17 protein-coding genes are annotated in these 20,423 nt (G+C 70.3%); 16 read left to right on the top strand and 1 reads right to left on the bottom strand.

Annotation, left to right across the window (positions count from 1 at the left end; genetic code table 11):
* The first annotated feature begins 9 nt into the window (after positions 1 to 9).
* From J2S22_RS18860 to J2S22_RS18805, 12 genes are all read left to right on the top strand, one after another.
* Positions 10 to 1,554 (top strand): DJ-1/PfpI family protein, encoded by a 1,545-nt coding sequence (locus J2S22_RS18860; protein WP_272779332.1) that lies wholly within the window; start codon positions 10 to 12, stop codon positions 1,552 to 1,554.
* A 160-nt stretch (positions 1,555 to 1,714) separates the two neighbouring features.
* Positions 1,715 to 2,422, top strand: a complete 708-nt coding sequence (locus tag J2S22_RS18855; protein WP_272779333.1) for an EthD domain-containing protein — start codon at positions 1,715 to 1,717, stop codon at positions 2,420 to 2,422.
* A gap of 18 nt (positions 2,423 to 2,440) precedes the next feature.
* Positions 2,441 to 4,873 (top strand): alpha-amylase family glycosyl hydrolase, encoded by a 2,433-nt coding sequence (locus J2S22_RS18850; RefSeq protein ID WP_272779334.1) that lies wholly within the window; start codon positions 2,441 to 2,443, stop codon positions 4,871 to 4,873.
* Positions 4,874 to 5,193: 320 nt separating this feature from the next.
* A complete protein-coding gene (locus J2S22_RS18845) occupies positions 5,194 to 5,529 on the top strand; it encodes a hypothetical protein (protein ID WP_272779335.1) in 336 nt (111 codons plus the stop codon).
* Positions 5,526 to 5,807: a chaperone NapD gene (locus tag J2S22_RS18840; protein ID WP_272779336.1), complete on the top strand. Its 282-nt coding sequence runs from the start codon at positions 5,526 to 5,528 to the stop codon at positions 5,805 to 5,807. The genes J2S22_RS18845 and J2S22_RS18840 overlap by 4 nt, the downstream gene beginning before the upstream one ends.
* Before the next feature lie 2 nt (positions 5,808 to 5,809).
* Entirely contained in the window at positions 5,810 to 8,329 is a 2,520-nt protein-coding gene (gene napA, locus J2S22_RS18835; protein ID WP_272779337.1) for a nitrate reductase catalytic subunit NapA, read from the top strand.
* 42 nt (positions 8,330 to 8,371) lie between these two features.
* A complete protein-coding gene (gene napG, locus J2S22_RS18830) occupies positions 8,372 to 9,127 on the top strand; it encodes a ferredoxin-type protein NapG (RefSeq protein ID WP_272779338.1) in 756 nt (251 codons plus the stop codon).
* Positions 9,124 to 10,056 carry a quinol dehydrogenase ferredoxin subunit NapH gene (gene napH, locus J2S22_RS18825; protein WP_272779339.1) on the top strand — a complete coding sequence of 311 codons (933 nt, stop codon included), beginning with the start codon at positions 9,124 to 9,126 and terminating at the stop codon, positions 10,054 to 10,056. The genes napG and napH overlap by 4 nt, the downstream gene beginning before the upstream one ends.
* A gap of 31 nt (positions 10,057 to 10,087) precedes the next feature.
* Positions 10,088 to 10,561: a nitrate reductase cytochrome c-type subunit gene (locus J2S22_RS18820; RefSeq protein ID WP_272779340.1), complete on the top strand. Its 474-nt coding sequence runs from the start codon at positions 10,088 to 10,090 to the stop codon at positions 10,559 to 10,561.
* Between the two features lie 64 nt (positions 10,562 to 10,625).
* A complete protein-coding gene (locus J2S22_RS18815; protein WP_272779341.1) occupies positions 10,626 to 11,345 on the top strand; it encodes a NapC/NirT family cytochrome c in 720 nt (239 codons plus the stop codon).
* 780 nt (positions 11,346 to 12,125) lie between these two features.
* Complete coding sequence (locus J2S22_RS18810) at positions 12,126 to 13,346, top strand: efflux RND transporter periplasmic adaptor subunit (RefSeq protein WP_284701151.1); 1,221 nt, start codon at positions 12,126 to 12,128, stop codon at positions 13,344 to 13,346.
* Positions 13,347 to 13,360: 14 nt separating this feature from the next.
* Positions 13,361 to 16,549 carry a multidrug efflux RND transporter permease subunit gene (locus J2S22_RS18805; protein ID WP_272779343.1) on the top strand — a complete coding sequence of 1,063 codons (3,189 nt, stop codon included), beginning with the start codon at positions 13,361 to 13,363 and terminating at the stop codon, positions 16,547 to 16,549.
* Positions 16,550 to 16,563: 14 nt separating this feature from the next.
* Here J2S22_RS18805 and J2S22_RS18800 read toward each other — a convergent pair whose 3' ends face one another.
* On the bottom strand, positions 16,564 to 16,917 hold the full coding sequence (locus J2S22_RS18800) for a hypothetical protein (RefSeq protein WP_272779344.1): 354 nt from the start codon (positions 16,915 to 16,917) through the stop codon (positions 16,564 to 16,566).
* Positions 16,918 to 17,171: 254 nt separating this feature from the next.
* On the opposite strand from J2S22_RS18800, the gene J2S22_RS18795 reads away from it, so the two are divergent.
* From J2S22_RS18795 to J2S22_RS18780, 4 genes are all read left to right on the top strand, one after another.
* A complete protein-coding gene (locus J2S22_RS18795; protein ID WP_272779345.1) occupies positions 17,172 to 18,068 on the top strand; it encodes a LysR family transcriptional regulator in 897 nt (298 codons plus the stop codon).
* Positions 18,069 to 18,327: 259 nt separating this feature from the next.
* The gene (locus tag J2S22_RS18790) at positions 18,328 to 19,206 is read left to right on the top strand and encodes an amidohydrolase family protein (protein ID WP_272779346.1); all 879 of its coding nucleotides are present in this window, start codon (positions 18,328 to 18,330) and stop codon (positions 19,204 to 19,206) included.
* A gap of 26 nt (positions 19,207 to 19,232) precedes the next feature.
* The gene (locus J2S22_RS18785; protein WP_272779347.1) at positions 19,233 to 20,246 is read left to right on the top strand and encodes a Bug family tripartite tricarboxylate transporter substrate binding protein; all 1,014 of its coding nucleotides are present in this window, start codon (positions 19,233 to 19,235) and stop codon (positions 20,244 to 20,246) included.
* Positions 20,247 to 20,310: 64 nt separating this feature from the next.
* The coding region (locus J2S22_RS18780; RefSeq protein ID WP_307155860.1) for a PIG-L deacetylase family protein at positions 20,311 to 20,423 on the top strand (113 nt) is incomplete at its 3' end.

The raw sequence follows: 20,423 nt of genomic DNA, 5'->3' as shown, positions 1-20,423 counted from the left end.
AGCTTCTCGATGTCGAACGCCCCGCTCGCCGGCCGGAAGATCGCCGTCATCGTCGAATCCCAGTACATCCCGAAGGAGATCGCCACCTATCGCGAGCGTTTCGCGGCCCATGGCGCCACCGTCGAGCTGGTGTCGCGCCTGTGGGGCCAGCCGAGCCAGCGCTTCTACTCGACCGTCGAGCCCGGCTCCTTCGACGAGGTGGAGTGGATCGAGGTCGACAAGGACGTCGATCAGGTGGCGCCGGAGGACTACGCCGCCGTGATCGTCTCGGCCAACTACACGAGCGTCCGGCTGCGCTGGAGCGAGCGCGACGACGTCACCGCCGCGAACGCCGCCGAGGTCGCCCGCAACGTGCCGGCTGCGCGCTTCTTCCGCCGCGCCATGGAGAACAGGCGCATCGTCAAGGGCGCCGCCTGCCACGGGCTGTGGCTGCTCGCCACCGCCCCCGACCTGCTCGCCGGCCGCAAGGTGATCTGCAACAAGGTGGTGCTGGCGGACGTGGTGAATGCCGGCGGCCTCTACACGCCCTGCGTCCCCGGCACGCCGCCCGAGAAGCAGGTGGTGGTCGACGGCGACCTCGTCACCAGCAATTCCTACCACGCGACCGAGGCCTTCGTGGACGCGATCAGGGACGCGATCCTGGCCGGCCCCGGCACCGCGGTCGACCCGCTTCCTCCGCTGCCCGACCCGCGCGGAAAGCGCCATGTGCTGGTCGTGCTGTCGGAGTGGGGCTACTGGGGCGAGGAGCTGGTCGGCCCGATCGAGGAGTTCGATGCCGCCGGCTGGACGGTCGACTTCTGCACCCCCAACGGCCGCCGGCCGAACGCCATCCCGGTCAGCATGGACCCGGACTTCTTCGACCCGCCGCTGCAGCGCCCGGTGACCAGCCCCGAGATGGCCGCCAAGGTCCGCCGCTTCGACGATCCCGGCACGCCGGAGGGCGCCCGGCTGCAGACCCCGATCTCGCTCGCCGCCTGGTTCCCGGAACGCCCCTACTATTCGGCGCCGGCCTTCGTGCGGCTGCTGGAGGCCTACAACCGCGCGCTCGAGCAGGCGCGCGCGAGCATCGCCCGCTACGACTCGGTGCTGCTGGTCGGCGGCTCCGGGCCGGTCGTCGACATGGTCAACAACCAGCGCGTCCACGACCTGATCCTCGCCTTCCTCGATGCCGGCAAGCCGATCGCCGCCGAGTGCTACGCCGTCGCCTGCCTCGCCTTCGCGCGCGACATGAACATCCGCAAGAGCATCATCTGGGGCAAGCACGTCACCGGGCACTGCCTCGAATACGACTACAAGGACGGCACCGCCTTCGTGAGGGCGCGCAACACCTTCCTCGACTTCAACATGGGCCCGCCGCCCTATCCGCTGGAGTTCATCCTGCGCGACGCCACCGGTCCGGACGGCGGCTTCCACGGCAATTTCGGACACCCGACCAGCGTGCTGGTCGACTGGCCGTTCGTCACCGGCCGCTCGACCCCCGACAGCGCGCTGACCGGCCGCAAGCTGATCGAGGTCCTGGACGGCGACCCGCCGCTGCGCCGCTGGGGATGGTGAGTCCCAGGTCATTCCGGGGCGCGCCGCCGGCGCGAACCCGGAATCCAGAGGCGAACTCCGGTCGTGGGGTTGGATTCAGGGGCCGGCGCGGAGCCTGTGCTCGGGCGGCGCATAGCGCCGACCCGAGTGCGCCGTCCCGGAATGACGGGGCAAGTCGCTCATGATCCACCAGTTCATCTTCGCCCGTCCGAAGCCCGGCATGAGCGAGGCCGAGTTCCAGCGCTACTGGGTCGAGGTGCACGCGGTGCGCTATGCGAGCCGCATCCCGCAGATCCGCAAGTACAAGGTCGACACCCGGATCCCGCGGCCGGGCGACCCCGCCGATCCCCTGTGGAGCGGCGCCGCCGAGATCTGGCTCGCCAACGAGGAAGAGCAGGTCGCCTCGCTGCAGTCGCCCGAGCTGATCGACGGCGCGCGCGCCGACGAGCCGCGCTGGGCGGCGTTCTGGCGCACCGTGGTGCTCGACACCACGGCGCATCTGCTGCTGCCCGGTCCGCCGGAGGCGCGCGACGCGCCCGGCGTGCTGCTGCTGGTGCTCACGAAACGTCGCGAGGGCCTGCCGCTCGGCGATTTCCGCGCCCATATGCTCGGGCCGCACGCCGAGACGGTGCGGGCGCTGACCGGCCTGCGCCGCTATCAGCAGGGCCATGTGCGCGACGGCGCCTATGCGGCCGGCGAGGCGCTGCTCGACTGCGTCGAGCAGCTCTGGTTCGACGATCCCGCCGCGGTCGCCGCGGCCGAGGCCTCGATTGAGGGCGCTCTGCTCGCCGCCGACCGGCGCCGCGTCGCCGAGCCGCGCTGGCAGCACCGCATGCTGGTCCGCGAGCACTGGATCATCGGCCCCGCTCCGCGGCCCTACACTCCCTGACCGGTCCCGGAGGCCATCATGCCGATCCCCGTCCATTTCGAGTACCGCACCGGGCTTCGCCACATCGCGCTCGCCGACGTGCGGCTCGCCGGAAGCTGGGACGACGCCGGGCGCCCGTCGGCCCAGTGGTCGACCCGTCCGATGGAGCCGTTCGACGCCGAGGACGGCTGTCCGGCCTTCCGGGCGACCGTGCAGCTCGACGAGGCGGCGGTCGGGCAGACGCTGCGCTGGAGCGTGACGACGGAGACCGCCGCCGGCACGATCTCGGCGATGCCGACCGAGGTGAACGACGCCGGGGCGTCGGACCAGCACCGCGAGTTCCTGCTGCGAGAGGCCGACCAGGTCGAGCGCTACTTCCTCACCCACTGCCGGCGGCTCGGGGCCAACCGGCTGATCCGCGACGGCCGCGATCTGGTGCAGTTCTCGGTCTGGGCGCCGAACGCCCGAAGCGTCGAGCTGGCGCGCGCCAGCCTCTCCGGCGCCGAGAACGAGAAGGGCGGCTACATCTTCGACGACGGCCGCGGCGTCGACAGCGTGACGCCGATGCACCGCGACGGCGACGGGATCTGGAGCACCGCCCCCGCGGAGCTTCCCGAGGGCGGCGCCTTCGAGGCCTACGACCACACCCTCTACATGTTCCGCGTCACCAAGGACGACGGCGACGTCGCCTGGCGCACCGACCTGTTCTCGCGCTGCCAGATCGGCAGCGGTAATGTCGACCCGGCGCACGGGCCGACGTGGTGCGGCTGCCGGACGAGTCTCGACGGCACCAAGAGCTGTTCGGTCGTCGTCGATCCGTCCCGGGTCACGGCGGCCTTCGAGTCCTGCGACTTCCCCGAGACCAACTGGGTCTACGAGGAGGACTTCTGGCGCGACGAGTTCGATCCCGCCCGGCCGGTGCCGCGCCGGCTCGAGGACCTCGTGCTCTACGAGCTCCATGTCGACGGCCTCGCCGCCGGGCGCAGCCCGCGCGGCACCCTGAAGGACGCGATGGCGCTGCTGCCTTATCTGCGCCGGCTCGGCGTCAACGCGGTCGAGCTGATGCCGCTCGCCGAATACGAGGGCTGGGCGAGCTGGGGCTACGGCTCCTCGCACTATCTGGCCATCGAATATGCCGGGGGCGGCCGCGACCAGTTCAAGTGGTTCGTGCGCGAGTGCCACCGTCACGGCATCGCCGTGATCATGGACGTGGTCTACAATCACTACATCGCCGACGCCGAGCGGGCCGAGTGGGCCTACGACTCGAACGCGCCCGAGACCAACATCTGGTACTGGTACGAGGGGCGGGCCTCCGACTACGGGCGGCCGGACGGCGGCTACGTCGACAACAATTCGACCGGCTGGGCGCCGCGCTTCTGGGAGGAGAACGTCCGCAAGCTGTTCGTCTCCAGCGCCGCCATGCTGGTCGACGAGTTCCACGTCGACGGCTTCCGGGTCGACCAGACGACCTCGCTGCACGCCTATGCGGTGATCCATGCCGACGGGCGGCCGGCCGACCGGGCCCGCGCGTTCGGCGCCAAGTTCCTGCGCGAATGGACCCGCACCATGCGCCTGGTGCGGCCCGACGTGGTCCTGATCGCCGAGGATCATTCCGGCTGGCCGGCCGTCACCCAGCCGACCGCGGCGGGCGGGCTCGGCTTCGACGCCGCCTGGTACGCCGAGTTCTATCATCAGCTGATCGGCGACGCGACCAACGACACTGCGCGCGCGAGATTGCTGAAATTCGCCGGCTACGGTGACGACCGGCCACTCGCCATGAGCTGGTTCGCCGGCACCCTGGCGGCGAGCGCGCAGGGGCACGTCGTGTATCACGAGTCGCACGACGAGGCCGGCAACTCGAGCTACGAGGAGAACGGCCGCGAGGTGTACTCGGCCCGCACCATCGTCACCGCCGTGAACGGCGCGCCGCTGATCGGCACCACCCGCGACTTCGCCGAGGCCCGCACCCGCGTGGTGGCGGCGCTCGCGCTGCTCGGGCCGGGAACCCCGATGTTCTTCATGGGCGAGGAGGTGGGCGCGCACGAGCCGTATCGCTACAACGATTTCATCGCGCATCGCGAGGACTTCGAGGCGCTGGCGGAGAGCGACGGCGCGCGCCTGTTCCGCTTCTATCAGGCCGTCATCGCGCTGCGCCTCGGCGCGCCGGCGCTGCGCTCGCACGCCCTCGACGTCCTGCACGTCCACGATGCCAACCGGGTGCTCGCCTTCCGCCGCGCCGCGGCGGGGCAGGACTTCGTCGTGCTCGCCAGCCTCGCCAACCACGCCTTCGCGGCCGGCTACCGCATCCAGCACCCGGCGCTTGCCGACGGCTCCTGGCGCGAGGCGCTGAACAGCGACGCCGCCGTGTTCGGCGGCGGCGGCCTGGTCAACGCCGAGCCGGTGACGAGCGCCCACGGCGCCCTCACGGCCTTGCTCGCCGCCAATGCGGTCGTGGTGCTGGAGCGGATCTGAGCGCTCCGGTCCGGACTGCGAAACGACCGGCGGCTCCGGACCGGCATGGCTCGCCGCCCGGCTCCGTTTTGAAGACCGTCCCGGAGACCGGACATGCTCCCGCACCCGGGTCGAAGCCGCCGCCCGCCCGTCGGGGGCAAGCGGCCGCACGCGCCTGAAAGATGAGCGACAGACAGAACAAAAAATAGGCACGAACGACCAATCTGAAAGATGATTGACCGGGAACAAGGATCGTTCCCTGGAATCTGCCTAATCAAGCACCAGCTCACGTCCCCCGCGTGTGTCCCGCCCAGCCTTCCGCCCGGTCGAGGCCGCACCGCATGCCCGACGCTCCGTCAACCGACGCCGCTGCGCTCGATCGCCGCCGTTTCCTCGGCGGTGCCTGGCGGGCCGGCCCGGCCGAGCCGCCGCCGTCCTGTTACACGGAACATTTCCCCGCCCGGGTGCTGGTGCAGGCCGCGCCCGCCCGCCTCGACGCCGTCGCGGCCGCCGTGGCGGCGATCGAGGGCGTCCGTCTCGTCGACACCCGGTCGCCCGGCCGGCTGACCGTCGCGGTCCCGCCCGGCACGGTGGGCGCGGCCCTGGCGGCGCTCGCCGCCGTGCCCGGCGTGCTGACCGCGAGCGCCGTTCCCGCCGAACCCGAGGTGCTCTCATGACCGACCGCGGCACGAATGTCTGCGGCGTGCTGGTCCACGCGGTGCCGGCCCGCGCCGGCGAGGTGGCGCAGGCGTTGCGCGGCATCCCGGGCAGCGAGCTGCACGCGACGCTCGACGGCGGCCGGCTCGTCGTCACGCTCGAGGACACGCCCCAGGCGACCGCCTTCTCGGGGCTGGAGACCATCCATCGCACGCCCGGCGTGGTCGCCGCGGCGCTCGTCTATCACGGATTCGATCCGGACCGCGGCCCTGCCGCTCCGCACGTCATGGAGGCTTGAACATGTCCGAGCAGACGCGACGCGACACCATGAAGCTGGCCGCCGTGGCGGCCGCCGCGGCCGCCGCCGGCGTGACGCTGCCCGAGGCGGCGGAGGCACAGGTCGCCCGCGGCGACGGCATCCGCTGGGACAAGGGCGTGTGCCGCTTCTGCGGCACCGGCTGCGGCGTGCTGGTCGGCGTCAAGGGCGGCAGGGTGGTGGCGACGCAGGGCGACCCCGACGCCCCGGTCAATCGCGGCCTCAACTGCATCAAGGGCTACTTCCTGTCGAAGATCATGTACGGCGAGGACCGCCTGACCCGGCCGCTGCTGCGCATGAAGAACGGCAGGTACGACAAGGCCGGCGAGTTCACCCCGATCTCGTGGGACCAGGCCTTCTCTATCATGGCCGAGAAGTGGAAGGCGGCGCTGAAGAAGAGCGGCCCCTCGGCGGTCGGCATGTTCGGCTCCGGCCAGTGGACGGTGTGGGAGGGCTACGCCGCCGCCAAGCTCTACAAGGCCGGCTTCCGCTCCAACAATCTCGATCCCAACGCGCGCCACTGCATGGCGTCCGCCGTCGCCGGCTTCATGCGGACCTTCGGCATCGACGAGCCGATGGGCTGCTACGACGACCTCGAGCACGCCGACGGCTTCGTGCTGTGGGGCGCCAACATGGCGGAGATGCACCCGATCCTGTGGTCGCGGCTGACCGACCGGCGCCTCACCCACGACGGCTGCGAGGTGCACGTGCTCTCCACCTTCGAGCACCGCAGCTTCGAGCTCGCCGACAACGGCATGATCTTCGTGCCGCAGACCGATCTCGCGATCCTCAACTACATCGCGAACTACATCATCCAGAACGGGGCCGTGAACCGGGACTTCGTGTCGAAGCACGTGGCCTTCGCCCACACCGTGGAGGACATCGGCTACGGCCTGCGGCCGGGCCATCCGCTCGAGGTGGCGGCGAAGAACGCCTCGCACAAGGCCGGCAAGGACGGCGCCGTCGACCCGGCCGGCATGCGCGACATCACGTTCGAGCAGTACAAGGAGCAGGTCGCCAAGTACACGCTGGACTACACGGCCAAGCTCTCCGGCGTCGAGCCCGACAAGCTCCTGAAGCTGGCGAAGCTCTATGCCGATCCCAGGAAGAAGGTCGTCTCCTACTGGACGATGGGCTTCAACCAGCACGCCCGCGGCACCTGGGTGAACAATCTCGTCTACAACATCCACCTGCTCACTGGAAAAATCTCCGAGCCCGGCAACGGCCCGTTCTCGCTCACCGGCCAGCCCAGCGCCTGCGGCACGGCCCGCGAGGTCGGCACCTTCTCGCATCGCCTGCCGGCCGACATGGTGGTGACCAGCCCGGCCCACCGCGCCGTCGCCGAGAAGATCTGGCAGCTGCCGGAGGGCACGATTCCGGGCACCATCGGCTACCACGCCGTGCTGCAGAACCGGATGCTCAAGGACGGCAAGCTCAACGCCTACTGGGTCCAGTGCACCAACAACATGCAGACCGCGCCGAACATGAACGGCGAGGGCTTTCCGGGCTATCGCAACCCCGACAACTTCATCGTGGTGTCCGATCCCTACCCGACCGTCACGGCGCTCTCGGCCGACCTGATCCTGCCGACCGCCATGTGGATGGAGAAGGAGGGCGCCTACGGCAATGCCGAGCGGCGCGGCCAGTTCTGGCGCCAGCAGGTGAAGGCGCCGGGCGAGGCGCGCTCCGATCTCTGGCAGACCATCGAGTTCTCCAAGTACTTCAAGGTCGAGGAGGTGTGGCCCGAGGAGCTGATCGCCAAGAAGCCGGAGGTTCGCGGCAAGACGCTCTACGACGTCCTCTACGCCAACGGCACCGTGAACAGATTCCCGCTGGACGACCTGCAGCAGGGCTTCGACAACGACGAGTCCCGGGCGTTCGGCTTCTACGTCCAGAAGGGCCTGTTCGAGGAATACGCCGCCTTCGGCCGCGGCAAGGCGCACGACCTCGCGCCCTTCGATCTCTATCACAAGGCGCGCGGCCTGCGCTGGCCCGTGGTCGACGGCAAGGAGACGCTGTGGCGCTTCCGCGAGGGCTACGATCCCTACGTCAAGGCCGGCGAGGGCGTGAAGTTCTACGGCAAGCCGGACGGACGGGCGCGCGTCATCTTCTGCCCCTACGAGCCGGCCGCCGAGAGCCCGGACAAGGAGTACGACATGTGGCTGTGCACCGGCCGCGTGCTGGAGCACTGGCACTCCGGCTCGATGACGCGCCGCGTGCCCGAGCTGCACCGCTCCTATCCGACCGCCCAGCTGTTCATGCATCCGGACGACGCGATGCAGCGTGGCCTGCGGCGCGGCCAGTCCGTCAAGGTGATCACGCGCCGCGGCGAGGTGATCACGCGGGTGGAGACGCGCGGCCGCAACAAGATGCCGCCGGGCCTCGTCTTCATCCCGTTCTTCGACGAGGGCCAGCTGGTCAACAAGCTGACGCTGGACGCCACCTGCCCGATCTCCAAGGAAACCGACTTCAAGAAGGCCGCCTGCAAGGTGGTGCCGATCTGATCGGCCGCCCGCACCGTCGCCCCTGAGCAACCGAGCATGGTCATGTCGACCGAGACCGACCGCAAGACGCCGACCCGCCGCCGCTTCGTGCAGGCCACCCTGCGCACCGCGGCCGGGGCAGGGGCGTGCGGGCTCGGCCTCGCGCTCTTCGCGGCGCAGTCGCGCTCGCTGCCGGCCGACGCGCTGCGGCCGCCCGGCGCGCTGCCGGAGCCGCAGTTCCTGTCCGCCTGCGTGCGCTGCGGGCTGTGCGTGCGCGCCTGCCCCTACGACACGCTGACGCTCGCCGATCTGGCGGCCGGTCCGGCCGCCGGCACGCCGTTCTTCCGGGCGCGACAGATCCCGTGCGAGATGTGCGAGGACATCCCGTGCGTGAAGACGTGTCCGACCGGCGCGCTCGACAAGAGCCTGACCGACATCGGCGCGGCCCGCATGGGCGTCGCCGTGATCGTGTCGCGCGACACCTGCCTCAATCTGCAGGGCCTGCGCTGCGACGTCTGCTATCGCGTGTGCCCCGTCATCGACCAGGCGATCACGCTCGAGCAGACCCACAATCGCCGCACCGGCAAGCACGCCGTGTTCGAGCCGGTCGTCCATCCGGACGCCTGCACGGGCTGCGGCAAGTGCGAGAAGTCGTGCGTGCTCACCGATGCGGCCATCAAGGTGCTGCCGCTCGGGCTCGCCGCCGGCCGGCAGGACGAGCACTATCGCCGCGGCTGGGAGGAGAAGCGCAAGGCCGGCCGCGAGCTGGTGCCGGGCCTCATCGACCTGCCGGACCGCCTGCCGGAGGCGAAGCCATGACGGCACGGATCCAAGCCAGAATTGCGGGTCGCGAGGCGTGGGCGCTGCACGGCTGGTGGACCGCGCACAAGTACCTGATCCTGCGCCGCCTGACTCAGCTCGGCGTGCTGGCGCTGTTCCTCTCGGGGCCGCTCGCCGGCGTGTGGATCGCCAAGGGCACGCTCGCCGCGAGCCTCACCTTCGACGCGCTGCCGCTCACCGACCCGTTCGTCGTCCTGCAGTCGCTCGCCGCCCGCCACTGGCCGGAGACGACGGCGCTGACCGGCGTCGCCATCGTGGCCGGCTTCTATCTGGTCTTCGGCGGCCGCACGTTCTGCGCGTGGGTCTGTCCGGTGAATCCGGTCACCGACCTGGCGGCCTGGATGCGGCGGCGCCTCGGCGTGGAGAAGGGCTTCTCCATGCGCCGCGAGACGCGCTGGCTGGTCGCGCTCGCCGTTCTCGCCGCGGCGGCCGCCACCGGCACGGTCGCCTGGGAGATGATCAATCCTGTCACGCTGATCTATCGGGCCGCGCTGTTCGGCACGCTCGCCGGCCTCGCCGTGGTCGTCGCGGTGTTCGTCTTCGACCTGGTCGTCGCCCGCGACGGGTGGTGCGGCCATGTCTGTCCGATCGGCACCGCCTACGCCCTGATCGGCAAGGCGACGCTGCTGCGCGTCTCGGCCCGCGGCCGGGCCCGCTGCGACGACTGCCTCGACTGCTTCGCGGTCTGCCCCGAGAGCCACGTGATCGCACCGGCCCTGCGCGGCCGCGACGGCGCCGGTCCGGTGATCGCGTCGGGCGACTGCACGGCGTGCGGACGCTGCGTCGACGTCTGTCCCGAGCGCGTCTTCGCGTTCACCCACCGCTTCGACACCCGCGTGGACGCGGCCGTGCCGCCTCCGCCGCCCGCCGCCGGACGCTCCGCGCCGGCCGCGCTGGAAAAGGCCTGAACCGATGACACCGCACCGATGGAGGGCAACGATGGCCGCACCGCGAACCGGAGCCACGCTCGCCGCACTTGTCGCGACGCTCGTCGCCGTCGTCGTCGCGACGGGCGGCATCGGGCTCGCGCAGGACCGCACCACGCTCAAGAGCCTGCGCGGCGACGTCGGGCTCGAGGAGATCGGGGCGGCGCCCCCGGTGGTCAAGCAGGACACGCCGTCCGACGGAATGTTCGGTCGCGCCTACCGCCAGCAGCCGCCGCTGATCCCGCACCGGATCGAGACCTATCAGGTCACCAAGGACTTCAACCAGTGCATGACCTGTCACGACTGGCCGGCCAACATCAAGGCCGGGGCGCCGAAGGTCTCGGAGACGCACTACAACGACCGCGAGGGCAACCGGCTCGACAAGATCTCCGGCACGCGCTTCTTCTGCACCCAGTGCCACGTGCCGCAGCTCGACGCCAAGCCGCTGGTCTCGAGCACCTTCCAGAACGCCACCGAAGTGAAGTGACGGTGCGCCACCGCCGGCGCGCGGGACCGCGCGGCCGCGGCGGCGCAGGACGAGGATCGGACCGATGACCGACAACACCGCGACTCCGGCCCCCGCGGCGCCCGAGACGGCGCCCGAGAAGGCCCCGGGCCGCCTGCGCCGGCTGTGGCGCTGGTTCTGGAGCCCGTCCGGCACGCTCTCGCTCGGCGCCCTGCTGATCGTCGGGTTCTTCGGCGGCATCGCCTTCTGGGGCGGCTTCCACACCGTGATCGAGGCGACCAACACCGAGGCGTTCTGCGTCTCCTGCCACGAGATGGAGGCGAACGTCTTCCGCGAGTATCGCCAGACCGTGCACTACACCAACCGCACCGGCGTGCGCGCCGTGTGCACCGACTGCCACGTGCCGAAGGACTGGACCCACAAGATGATCCGCAAGGTCCAGGCCTCCAACGATCTCCTCCAGCACATCCTCGGCACCATCGACACGCCCGAGAAGTTCAACGCGCGGCGGCTGCATCTCGCCACCAATGTCTGGCGCGCCATGAAGACGACCGACAGCCGCGAGTGCCGCAACTGCCACGACTTCATCCACATGGACTGGTCCGTGCAGGAGAAGCGATCGGCCGAGAAGCACCAGGAGGCGGTGAAAAACGCCGACACCTGCATCGACTGCCACCGCGGCATCGCCCACCGGCTGCCCGCCGGCGCCCAGGAGGCGGCCGACAAGCTGTGGCGCGAGCTGTCGAACGGCAAGGGCGCGCCGGTCACCACCGCGCCGTCGAGCGGCGGGGTCGCGGCGCGCTGACCGGCCGCACCGAGGGGAACATCGAGAGGGCACCTCGATCGGGGCCGTCCCGGCCGCACGGCCGGGGCGGCCCGCGATCGTTCCGAGTCGGCCGGGGCCCGACTTCGAGGCCGCCCGAGGCGCCGTCGTCGTGCCGTGGCCGGAGCGCCGGCGGCCGCGCGGCCGAAAGCCGCACGCGGTCTTCGGGCGCCGCCGGGGGCCGGCGCAAGTCCCTCGATCCCAAGTAATTTCACGTACAGCTGCGGGTCCTGCTGCGCCGCCGAAGGCATGGTGCGGCGCTACTGCGACCACCTGACCGGTTGCGAGCTGGATTGTCTATCTGTAGCTCTGACGGAGCGATGCTTCCGATCTGCAATGTAAAGCGTCATGACGATGAAATTGTAGTCAACTTCAGGTTCGTATTCTTGAAAACGACTGGGGAACTATACAAAGCGGTACGATATTGTTCAAGATGTCATCTGTCGTGGTGCAGCGCACCAGAAGCAAATTTCTGCCTTATTCATGAGGCGAGGTTGAAAGCTGAACGGCTGTTAAGAAAGCCGTAACGCTGCGCGGGGAGACTGACGCAGCAGAAAAAGCCGGGACGGCCGATCGGTCGAAGCCTGGTGGCGGGGAGTTCCAAGGCTGCCGGAGTGCCCGGCGCCGCGTGCGGACCGTATCCGCGCCGGCGCCGCAGAGATGCGTGAGGAGAGCGGACGGTCGCGGCCGTCCGGGGGCGGAGCCGTGACCGGTCCGCCCGTTTCGACCTGGACGCTGGACGTTTGAACTGGAGGTGACGACATGACGGTTCGGGCTTTTGTGAACCGAAGCTCTGCGCTGCTGCTGCTGGCCGGTCTCGGCCTGGCGGCCTGCTCCGAGGCCCAGACCACGGTCGCCACCCAGGAGAAGGGGGCGACGCCGCCCCCCAAGGTGTCGGTCGTCACGCTGCAGCCGGCGCCACGCCCCTATGTGCGCGAACTGCCCGGCCGCATCGCGCCCGTGCGCATCGCCGAGGTGCGGGCGCGGGTGCCCGGAATCGTGGTCGAGCGGCCCTTCCGGCAGGGCGCCGACGTGAAGGCCGGCGACGTGCTCTACCGGCTCGACCCCAAGCCCTACGAGGTCGAGCTGGAAGCCGCCAAGGCGGCGCTCGCCAAGGCCGAGGCGGTGCTCGAGCAGTCCGAGAAGCAGGCCAAGCGCATCCAGGAGCTGCTGGTCGGCCGCGCCGCCTCGCAGGTCCAGCACGAGACCGCGGTGGCGACCTTCCGGCAGGCGCAGGCCGATGTCGCGGCCAAGCAGGCCGAGGTCGCCCGCGCCGAGCTCAATCTCGGCTATGCCAGCATCCGCTCGCCGATCGACGGCCGGGTCGGCCGTGCCCTCGTCACCGAGGGGGCGCTGGTCGGGCAGGGCGAGGCGACCCACCTCGCCACCGTGCAGCAGCTCGACCGCGTCTATGCCGACTTCACGCAGTCGGTGGAGGAGCTGCAGCAGCTCCGCCGCGACTTCGAATCCGGCGCGCTCGAGCAGGTCGCACCGGACGCCGCCAAGGTGCGGCTCGAGCTCGGCGACGGCACCCTCTATCCGCATCCCGGCAAGCTCCTGTTCTCCGACGCCAGCGTCGATCCGTCGACCGGGCAGGTTACGCTGCGCGGCGAGTTCCCGAATCCGAAGGGCGAGCTGCTGCCCGGCATGTATGTCCGGGTGCAGATCGAGCAGGGCATCGACGGCGATTCGCTCGCCGTGCCCCAGCAGGCCGTGCAGCGCGACGACGCCGGCGAGAGCCGTCTCTATCTGGTGCGCGACGACAACCGGGCGCACGCCAAGCCGGTGCGGGTGGGCCGCGTCGTCGACGACCAATGGCTGGTGCTCGAGGGCGCTCAGCCCGGCGACAAGGTGGTGGTCGAGGGCTTCCAGAAGTTCGTGCCCGGCGACGTCGTCGATCCGGTGCCGTGGCGGCCCGGCCATCATCGCCGCGCCGACGCCGACGCGGCCGCCGGCGAGCGGACCGGCTCCGTCGTGCGCTGACGCCGGAGCCGAGGATGCCGTCCTTCTTCATCGATCGGCCGATCTTCGCGGTCGTGGTGGCGCTGTTCGTCAGCCTGTTCGGGCTGCTGGCGCTGCCCTTCCTGCCGGTCGCGCAGTATCCGATCATCGCGCCGCCCTCGATCTCGATCTCGACCAGCTATCCGGGCGCCTCGCCCGAGAACCTGTACAACAGCGTCACCCGGCTGATCGAGGAGGAGCTCAACGGCGCGAGCGGCATCCTCAACTTCGAATCGACCTCCGACTCGCTCGGCCAGGTCGAGATCATCGCCAACTTCGTCCCCGGCACCGATTCGAACCTCGCCTCGGTCGAGGTGCAGAACCGCATCAAGCGGGTCGAGGCGCGCCTGCCGCGCGCCGTGATCCAGCAGGGCATCCTCATCGAGGAGGCCTCGAGTGCGGTGCTGCAGATCATCACGCTGTCGTCGACCGACGGCAGCCTCGACGAGGTCGGGCTCGGCGACTTCATGATCCGCAACGTGCTGGGCGAGATCAGGCGCATTCCGGGCGTCGGCCGCGCCACGCTGTTCTCGACCGAGCGCTCGCTGCGCGTTTGGCTCGATCCGGCCCGGCTGGTCGGCTACAACCTCACCGCCGACGACGTCACCAAGGCGATCGAGGCGCAGAACGCCCAGGTCGCCTCCGGCAGCATCGGCGCCGAGCCGAGCCGCCCCGGCCACCCGGTCGCCGCGATGGTGCTGGTGAAGGGCCAGCTCTCCTCGCCCGACGAGTTCGGCTCGATCGTGCTGCGCGCCAACGCCGACGGCTCCACGGTGCGGCTGCGCGACGTCGCCCGCATCGAGGTGGGCGGCATGGGCTATCAGTTCACCACGCGGCTCGACGGCAAGCCGGTCGCCGGCCTCTCGGTGCTGCTGGCGCCGACCGGCAACGCGCTCGCCACCGCCAAGGCCGTCCACGCCAAGATGGCGGAGCTCGCCACCTACTTCCCGCAGAACATCAAGTACGAGATCCCCTACGACATCACGCCGGTGGTCCAGGCGTCGATCACCAAGGTGCTGACGACGCTGGGCGAGGCCGTGGTGCTGGTCTTCCTGGTGATGTTCCTGTTCCTGCAGAACATCCGCTACACCATCATCCCGACGCTCGTGGTGCCGGTAGCGCTGCTCGGCACCTGCGCGGTGCTGTTGATCGGCGGCTTCTCGATCAACATGCTGACCCTGTTCGCCATGGTGCTGGCGATCGGCATCCTGGTCGACGACGCCATCGTGGTGGTGGAGAACGTCGAGCGCATCATGGCGGAGGAGCATCTCGGCCCGCGCGAGGCGACCCGCAAGGCGATGAGCCAGATCTCCGGCGCGATCGTCGGCATCACCCTGGTGCTGATGGCCGTGTTCGTGCCGATGGCGTTCTTCCCCGGCTCGGTCGGCATCGTCTACCAGCAGTTCTCCGTCACCATGGTGGCGGCGATCGGCTTCTCGGCCCTGATGGCGCTGTCGCTCACGCCGGCGCTGTGCGCGACGCTCCTGAAGCCCGTGACCCATCACGGTCCCGGGCGCGGCGTGTTCGGCCTGTTCAACCGCTTCCTCGACCGCACCAAGGAGCGCTACGGCGGCTTCGTCGCCTGGTCGCTCGGCCGCGCCGGGCGGATGCTGGTGGTGTTCGCCGTCATCGTGGCGGCGATGGCCTGGATGTTCTCGCGGCTGCCCGCCGGCTTTCTCCCGGTGGACGACCAGGGCTTCATCACCACCGACGTGCAGACGCCGCCCGACGCCTCGTTCAACCGCACCCTCGCGGTGGTCGAGGAGGTCGAGAAGTTCCTGATCAACCGGGCCGGCGTCGACAACGTCACGTTCCTCACCGGCTTCAGCTTCCTCGGCCAGGGCACCAACACGGCGCAGGCCTTCGTGACGCTGGAGGACTGGTCGAAGCGCGGGCCGAACGATTCCGCCGCGGCGATCGTCGACGACGTCAACAAGAGTCTCGCCGGCATCAAGGACGCCCGGATCTCGGCCCTGCAGCCGCCGCCGATCGACAATCTCGGCAATTCCTCCGGCTTCAGCTTCCGCCTGCAGGACCGCGGGCAGAAGGGCTATGCCGAGCTGATGCGGGCCAAGGACCAGCTCCTCGCCGCGGCGGCGCGCAGCCCGGTGCTGCAGGACGTCTTCGTCGAGGGCCTGCCGCCCGCCCCCCAGGTCGAGCTGATGGTCGACCGCGAGAAGGCGGCGGCGCTCGGCATCGCGTTCCAGGACATCAACGCGACGATCTCGACCAATCTCGGCTCCGCCTACATCAACGACTTCCCCAATCGCGGCCGCATGCAGCGCGTGATCGTGCAGGCCGACGACGGCGCCCGCATGCAGGCCGACGACATCCTCGGCTTCAACGTGCGCAACGCCAAGGGCCAGCTGGTCCCGTTCTCGTCCTTCGCCACGGTGAAATGGTCGGTCGGGCCGAGCCAGGTGGTCGGCTTCAACTACTATCCGTCGGTGCGCATCAGCGGCGCGGCGAAGCCGGGCTTCACCTCCGGCGACGCCATCGCCGAGATGGAGCGGATCGCCGCGACGCTGCCGCGCGGCTTCGGCTTCGAGTGGACCGGCCAGTCGCTGCAGGAGAAGGCGGCGGGCTCGCAGGCGCCGCTGCTGCTGGGCCTGTCGGCCCTGGTCGTGTTCCTGGTGCTGGCGGCGTTCTACGAGAGCTGGACCGTGCCGATCGCGGTGCTGCTCGTGGTGCCGCTCGGCATGCTCGGCGCGGTCGCCGCCGTGACGCTGCGCGGCATGCCGAACGACGTCTACTTCACCATCGGGCTGATCACCATCATCGGGCTCGCCGCGAAGGACGCGATCCTGATCATCGGCTTCGCCCGCGACCTCAATCTCGCCGGCATGCCGCTCGCCCAGGCGGCCGTCGAGGCGGCGCGCCTGCGCTTCCGGCCGATCCTGATGACCGGCTTCGCCTTCGCATCGGGCGTCGCGCCGATGGTGATCGCCCACGGTGCCAGCGCCAAGAGCCAGCAGGCGCTCGGCACCGGCGTCATGGGCGGCATGATCGCGGTGGTGGTGCTGGCGCTCGTCATGGTGCCGGTGCTGTTCGTCACGGTGCAGCGGCTGCTCGGCAGCGAGGGCGCACGCGGCCGCGGCCTGCGCCTGCAGGCGCGGCGCCGTCTGATGCGGCACCGGCGACGCAAGCTGCGCCGGCTCGGCGCGGTCGCATCCGCCGAAGTGTGAGCGGAGGTGGCGTCTCAGCCGGTCGGCGTGGCGCGGCGCCACCGCCGTCCGGCGCGGCGGTGCCGGGCGCAGGCGCGTGCGACCCGCCGCGTCACGACGGAGAGGCGGTCCAGCGCGCAGTCGACGCGCACCGCCTCCAGCCGGTAGCGCCCGCCCATGCGCTCGAGCAGATCGCGCGGCGTCGCCACCGGCGTCGCTCCGGCCGAGGAGGCGATCTCGCAGCGGCCGATCGGCGTCCCGGTCTCGCCGTCCCACGCCGTCACCAGCCAGCCGGGTCGGGACGGCGGGGCCGCCGGCCGCACCGAATAGGCGTATCCCGGATCGTCCCGATCCGACGGGGGCGACGCCGACACCGACATTCGGCTCACGACTGTTCTCCTCGCGCTCGATCGTCGGCGCGAGCATGCCGGCCCGACTCTCTCGGCCCGGGTAAGAAGGCCGGCGTCGCCGCCGCGTTTTCGCCGGGATGGTCGAGGAGCGGTGTGGCGGATCGTTAAACTTGTCGGCGTCGCCGGGCGACCCGCAGGGACGGTGAACCACACGCGCTGATTGGTCCTCCCGTGGCCGTATCGGGGTGCCGGCCACACCGCTAAGATGCAGCCTCCGTCGTCGAGGATTCGTCGTGCGTATCGATTTCCTGGGGCTCGAAGCCTTTCTCAGCATCGCCGAGCGCGGCAGCTTTCACCGCGCCGCCGCCAATCTCAATCTCTCGCAGACGGCGCTGAGCCACCGCATGCGCAAGCTCGAGGACGACCTCGGGGTGAAGCTCCTGGTGCGCACCACCCGCCATGTCGCCCTCACGCCGGCCGGGCTCGACCTCCTGCCGAAGGCGCGCCGCATCCTCGACGAGGCGGTGCGCTCGTTCGAGGATCTGCGCCGGCAGGGCCGCGCCCAGCAGGAGCGGCTGGCGATCGGCTGCCTGCCCACCATCTCGATCCGCTACATCCCGCGGGTGCTGGCCGAGTTCACCCAGCTCTATCCCGGTCTCGACGTGCAGGTGTTCGACAACTCGGCGAGCGAGATCGCCGATCACGTCCAGTCGGGCCGCGCCGAGTTCGGCATCACGATCGTCTCGGTCAACCGCTGGGATCTGGAGATCACCGAGCTCCTCAAGGAGCCGTTCGTGCTGGTCTGCCCGGCCGAGCATCCCTTCGCGGCCAGCAAGGGCGTCACCTGGGCGGATCTCGAAGGCCAGCCGCTGGTCCGGGTCAGCCCGCAGACCGGCAACCGCGTGCTCATCGACGACGCGCTGGGGCCGCGGCGCGAGACGCTGTCCTGGCGGTTCGAGGTGCAGCATCTCGCCACCGCGGTGAGCCTGGTCGGCGCCGGTCTCGGCCTCGCCGTGGTGCCGCGCCTCGCCGTCGAGGCGAGCGGCCGGACCGGCATCACCACCGTCCCGCTGCGCAATCCGAGCGTCTCCCGCGCGCTCGGCGTGGTGGTGAAGCGCGGCCTGCCGCTGTCGCCCGCCGCCGAGGATCTGCTCCGCCTGATCAGCCGCACCCTGCGCAGCCGCGGCTGAGCGGCGCGGACCCGAGGGGGCCTCCGGGCCCTTGCGCCAGGGCCCGGCAGGGCCGGCGGGGAACGGCCGCATGGCTGCTCCGACCAATGAACTCGATTCATCAATGCCCGCAATAATGTCATTTGATTGCGCAGCCGGCCCGCGGCAATGTCCCGCCCGCGGCACGGGTCGCTCCTCCTGATCGGTGGCCCGTCCGCGTCAACTGCCCCGGACCGGGCCGGTCGCCCGGTCCGGCCGGCAGGCCCGCGAGAGGCCGGTCATGAGCGCCATTCCCACCATTCCGCCCCCCCATCCCGATCCGCGCAAGCCGGCCTTCCAGCTGCCGCCGCTCGCCTGCGACACCCACTGCCACGTGTTCGGCCCGGACGCGAAATACCCCTATGTCGCCGACCGGCCCTACACGCCGCCCGATGCGCCCCTCGCCAAGCTGCAGTGGCTGCAGGAGCGCATGGGCATCGCGCGTGCCGTTCTGGTCAACGCAACGCCGCACGGTCGCGACAATCTGGTGGTGACCGACGCGATCGCGGCGAGCGGCGGCCGCTACAAGGGCGTCGCCAATGTCGATTCGAGCTTCTCGGACGGCGAGATCGCGCGGCTCTCGGCGGCCGGCATCGTCGGCTGCCGCTTCACCTTCCTGGCCCGGCTCGGAGGCCGCCCGGATCTCGGCACTTTCGAGACCGTGGTGAAGCGCATCGCGCCGCACGGCTGGCACGTCGATCTCTACCTGCCGGCCAAGGATCTCGACAGCTTCGCCCCCGTCCTCGACGCCCTGCCGATCACCTACGTGATCGACCATCTCGGCGTCGTCGACGCCCGGCTCGGCCCCGAGCAGGCCGCCTTCCGCGCTCTTGTCGCGCGCTACGAGCGCGACAAGAAGTGCTGGATCAAGCTCACCGGCGCCGAGCGCGTCTCGTCCGCCGGCGCGCCCTATCATGACGTCGTTCCGCTCGCCAAGCGCCTGATCGAGGTCGATCCGGACCGCCTGCTGTGGGGCACCGACTGGCCGCATCCCAACGTGCCGGCGATGCCCGACGACGGCGACCTCGTCGATCTCATTCCTCTCTACGCTCCCGATCCAGCCGTGCGGCAGAAGCTGCTGGTCGACAATCCGGCCCGCCTGTTCGGCTTCTCCGCCTGACCGTCCCGCGACGGAAAGGACCTGCCATGACCAACGAACTCACCCGCACCCCCAGCCGTCGCACGCTGCTGCGCGGCGCTGCGGGCGGCCTCGTCGGCGGCCTCGCCGCGCCGTTCGTCGTTTCCGCCTCGGCCTGGGCGCAGGCCAAGTATCCGAACCGCCCGATCAAGGTGGTGGTGCCGTTCGGTGCCGGCGGCGTCGCCGACATCACGGTCCGCATCGTCACCGAGCGGCTCGGCGACAAGGTCGGCGCCCGCTTCGTTGTCGAGAACGCGCCCGGCGCCGGCGGGTCGCTCGCCGCCACCCGGGTCGCCTCGTCGGCCCCCGACGGCTACACGCTGGCGCTGTTCTCCAACGGCACGGCGGTCAGCGTCGGCCTGTTCAAGCAGCTCCCCTTCGACCCGGTGAACGGTTTCGTGCCGATCTCCACCCTCGGCCTCTTCGACTTCGTTCTCGCGACCAACAAGCAGACCGGCTACACCAAGCTCGCCGACCTGATCGCCGACGCCAAGAAGCGGCCCGGCGCCCTCAACATCGCGACCGTGATCGCCGGCTCGACCCAGAACCTGTCGGCCGTGCTGTTCAACGGCGAGGCCGACATCAAGACCGAGATCGTCGTCTACCGCACCACGCCGGACGCGCTGGTCTCGGTGCTGCGCAACGACGCGCAGCTCGTCATCGACTCCTACGCCTCGTTGAAGGGCTCGATCGAGGACAAGAACCTGGTCGCCCTCGCGACCTCGGGCGCCAGGCAGTCGCCGGTGCTGCCCGACGTGCCGCCGGTCGCCGCCACGGTGCCGGGCTTCGACGCCACCTCGTGGAACGCGCTGTTCGTCAAGAGCGGCACGCCCGAGGAGGTGGTCCGCATCCTCAATGCCGGCCTGCAGGAGGTGCTGGTCGAGCCGGAGGTGAAGCGAAAGCTGCTCGAGCTCGGCATCGTCGCCTCGGCGTCGACCCCGGGCGAGCTGTCCGACCGCCTGACGACGGACATCAAGCGCTGGACCGCCGTGATCGACAAGGCCGGCATTCCGAAGCAGTAGAGTCGAAGGCACGGCCGGTGTCGGTGGCAGTCCGAGCCGACGGTCCCATCAGAAAGAGGTCCCCATGAGCAAGACAGGTCTGGTCGTCACCGCCCATCCGGGCGATTTCGTGTGGCGCGCCGGCGGCGCGATCGCGCTGCACGCCAAGAAGGGCTACAAGGTGAAGATCGTCTGCCT

Origin of the sequence: Rhodoplanes tepidamans, assembly GCF_030813915.1 — a bacterium.
In the GTDB taxonomy this organism is placed as follows: Bacteria; Pseudomonadota; Alphaproteobacteria; order Rhizobiales; family Xanthobacteraceae; genus Rhodoplanes; species Rhodoplanes tepidamans.
The sequence above is the reverse complement of the archived record's forward strand: the minus strand, read 5'-3'. Positions and strand labels throughout refer to the sequence as shown.

Coding starts and splice junctions, on each gene's coding strand:
- J2S22_RS18860 (WP_272779332.1), top strand. CDS start 10: ATGTCGAACGCCCCGCTCGCCGGCCGGAAGATCGCCGTCATCGTCGAA.
- J2S22_RS18855 (WP_272779333.1), top strand. CDS start 1,715: ATGATCCACCAGTTCATCTTCGCCCGTCCGAAGCCCGGCATGAGCGAG.
- J2S22_RS18850 (WP_272779334.1), top strand. CDS start 2,441: ATGCCGATCCCCGTCCATTTCGAGTACCGCACCGGGCTTCGCCACATC.
- J2S22_RS18845 (WP_272779335.1), top strand. CDS start 5,194: ATGCCCGACGCTCCGTCAACCGACGCCGCTGCGCTCGATCGCCGCCGT.
- J2S22_RS18840 (WP_272779336.1), top strand. CDS start 5,526: ATGACCGACCGCGGCACGAATGTCTGCGGCGTGCTGGTCCACGCGGTG.
- napA (WP_272779337.1), top strand. CDS start 5,810: ATGTCCGAGCAGACGCGACGCGACACCATGAAGCTGGCCGCCGTGGCG.
- napG (WP_272779338.1), top strand. CDS start 8,372: ATGTCGACCGAGACCGACCGCAAGACGCCGACCCGCCGCCGCTTCGTG.
- napH (WP_272779339.1), top strand. CDS start 9,124: ATGACGGCACGGATCCAAGCCAGAATTGCGGGTCGCGAGGCGTGGGCG.
- J2S22_RS18820 (WP_272779340.1), top strand. CDS start 10,088: ATGGCCGCACCGCGAACCGGAGCCACGCTCGCCGCACTTGTCGCGACG.
- J2S22_RS18815 (WP_272779341.1), top strand. CDS start 10,626: ATGACCGACAACACCGCGACTCCGGCCCCCGCGGCGCCCGAGACGGCG.
- J2S22_RS18810 (WP_284701151.1), top strand. CDS start 12,126: ATGACGGTTCGGGCTTTTGTGAACCGAAGCTCTGCGCTGCTGCTGCTG.
- J2S22_RS18805 (WP_272779343.1), top strand. CDS start 13,361: ATGCCGTCCTTCTTCATCGATCGGCCGATCTTCGCGGTCGTGGTGGCG.
- J2S22_RS18790 (WP_272779346.1), top strand. CDS start 18,328: ATGAGCGCCATTCCCACCATTCCGCCCCCCCATCCCGATCCGCGCAAG.
- J2S22_RS18785 (WP_272779347.1), top strand. CDS start 19,233: ATGACCAACGAACTCACCCGCACCCCCAGCCGTCGCACGCTGCTGCGC.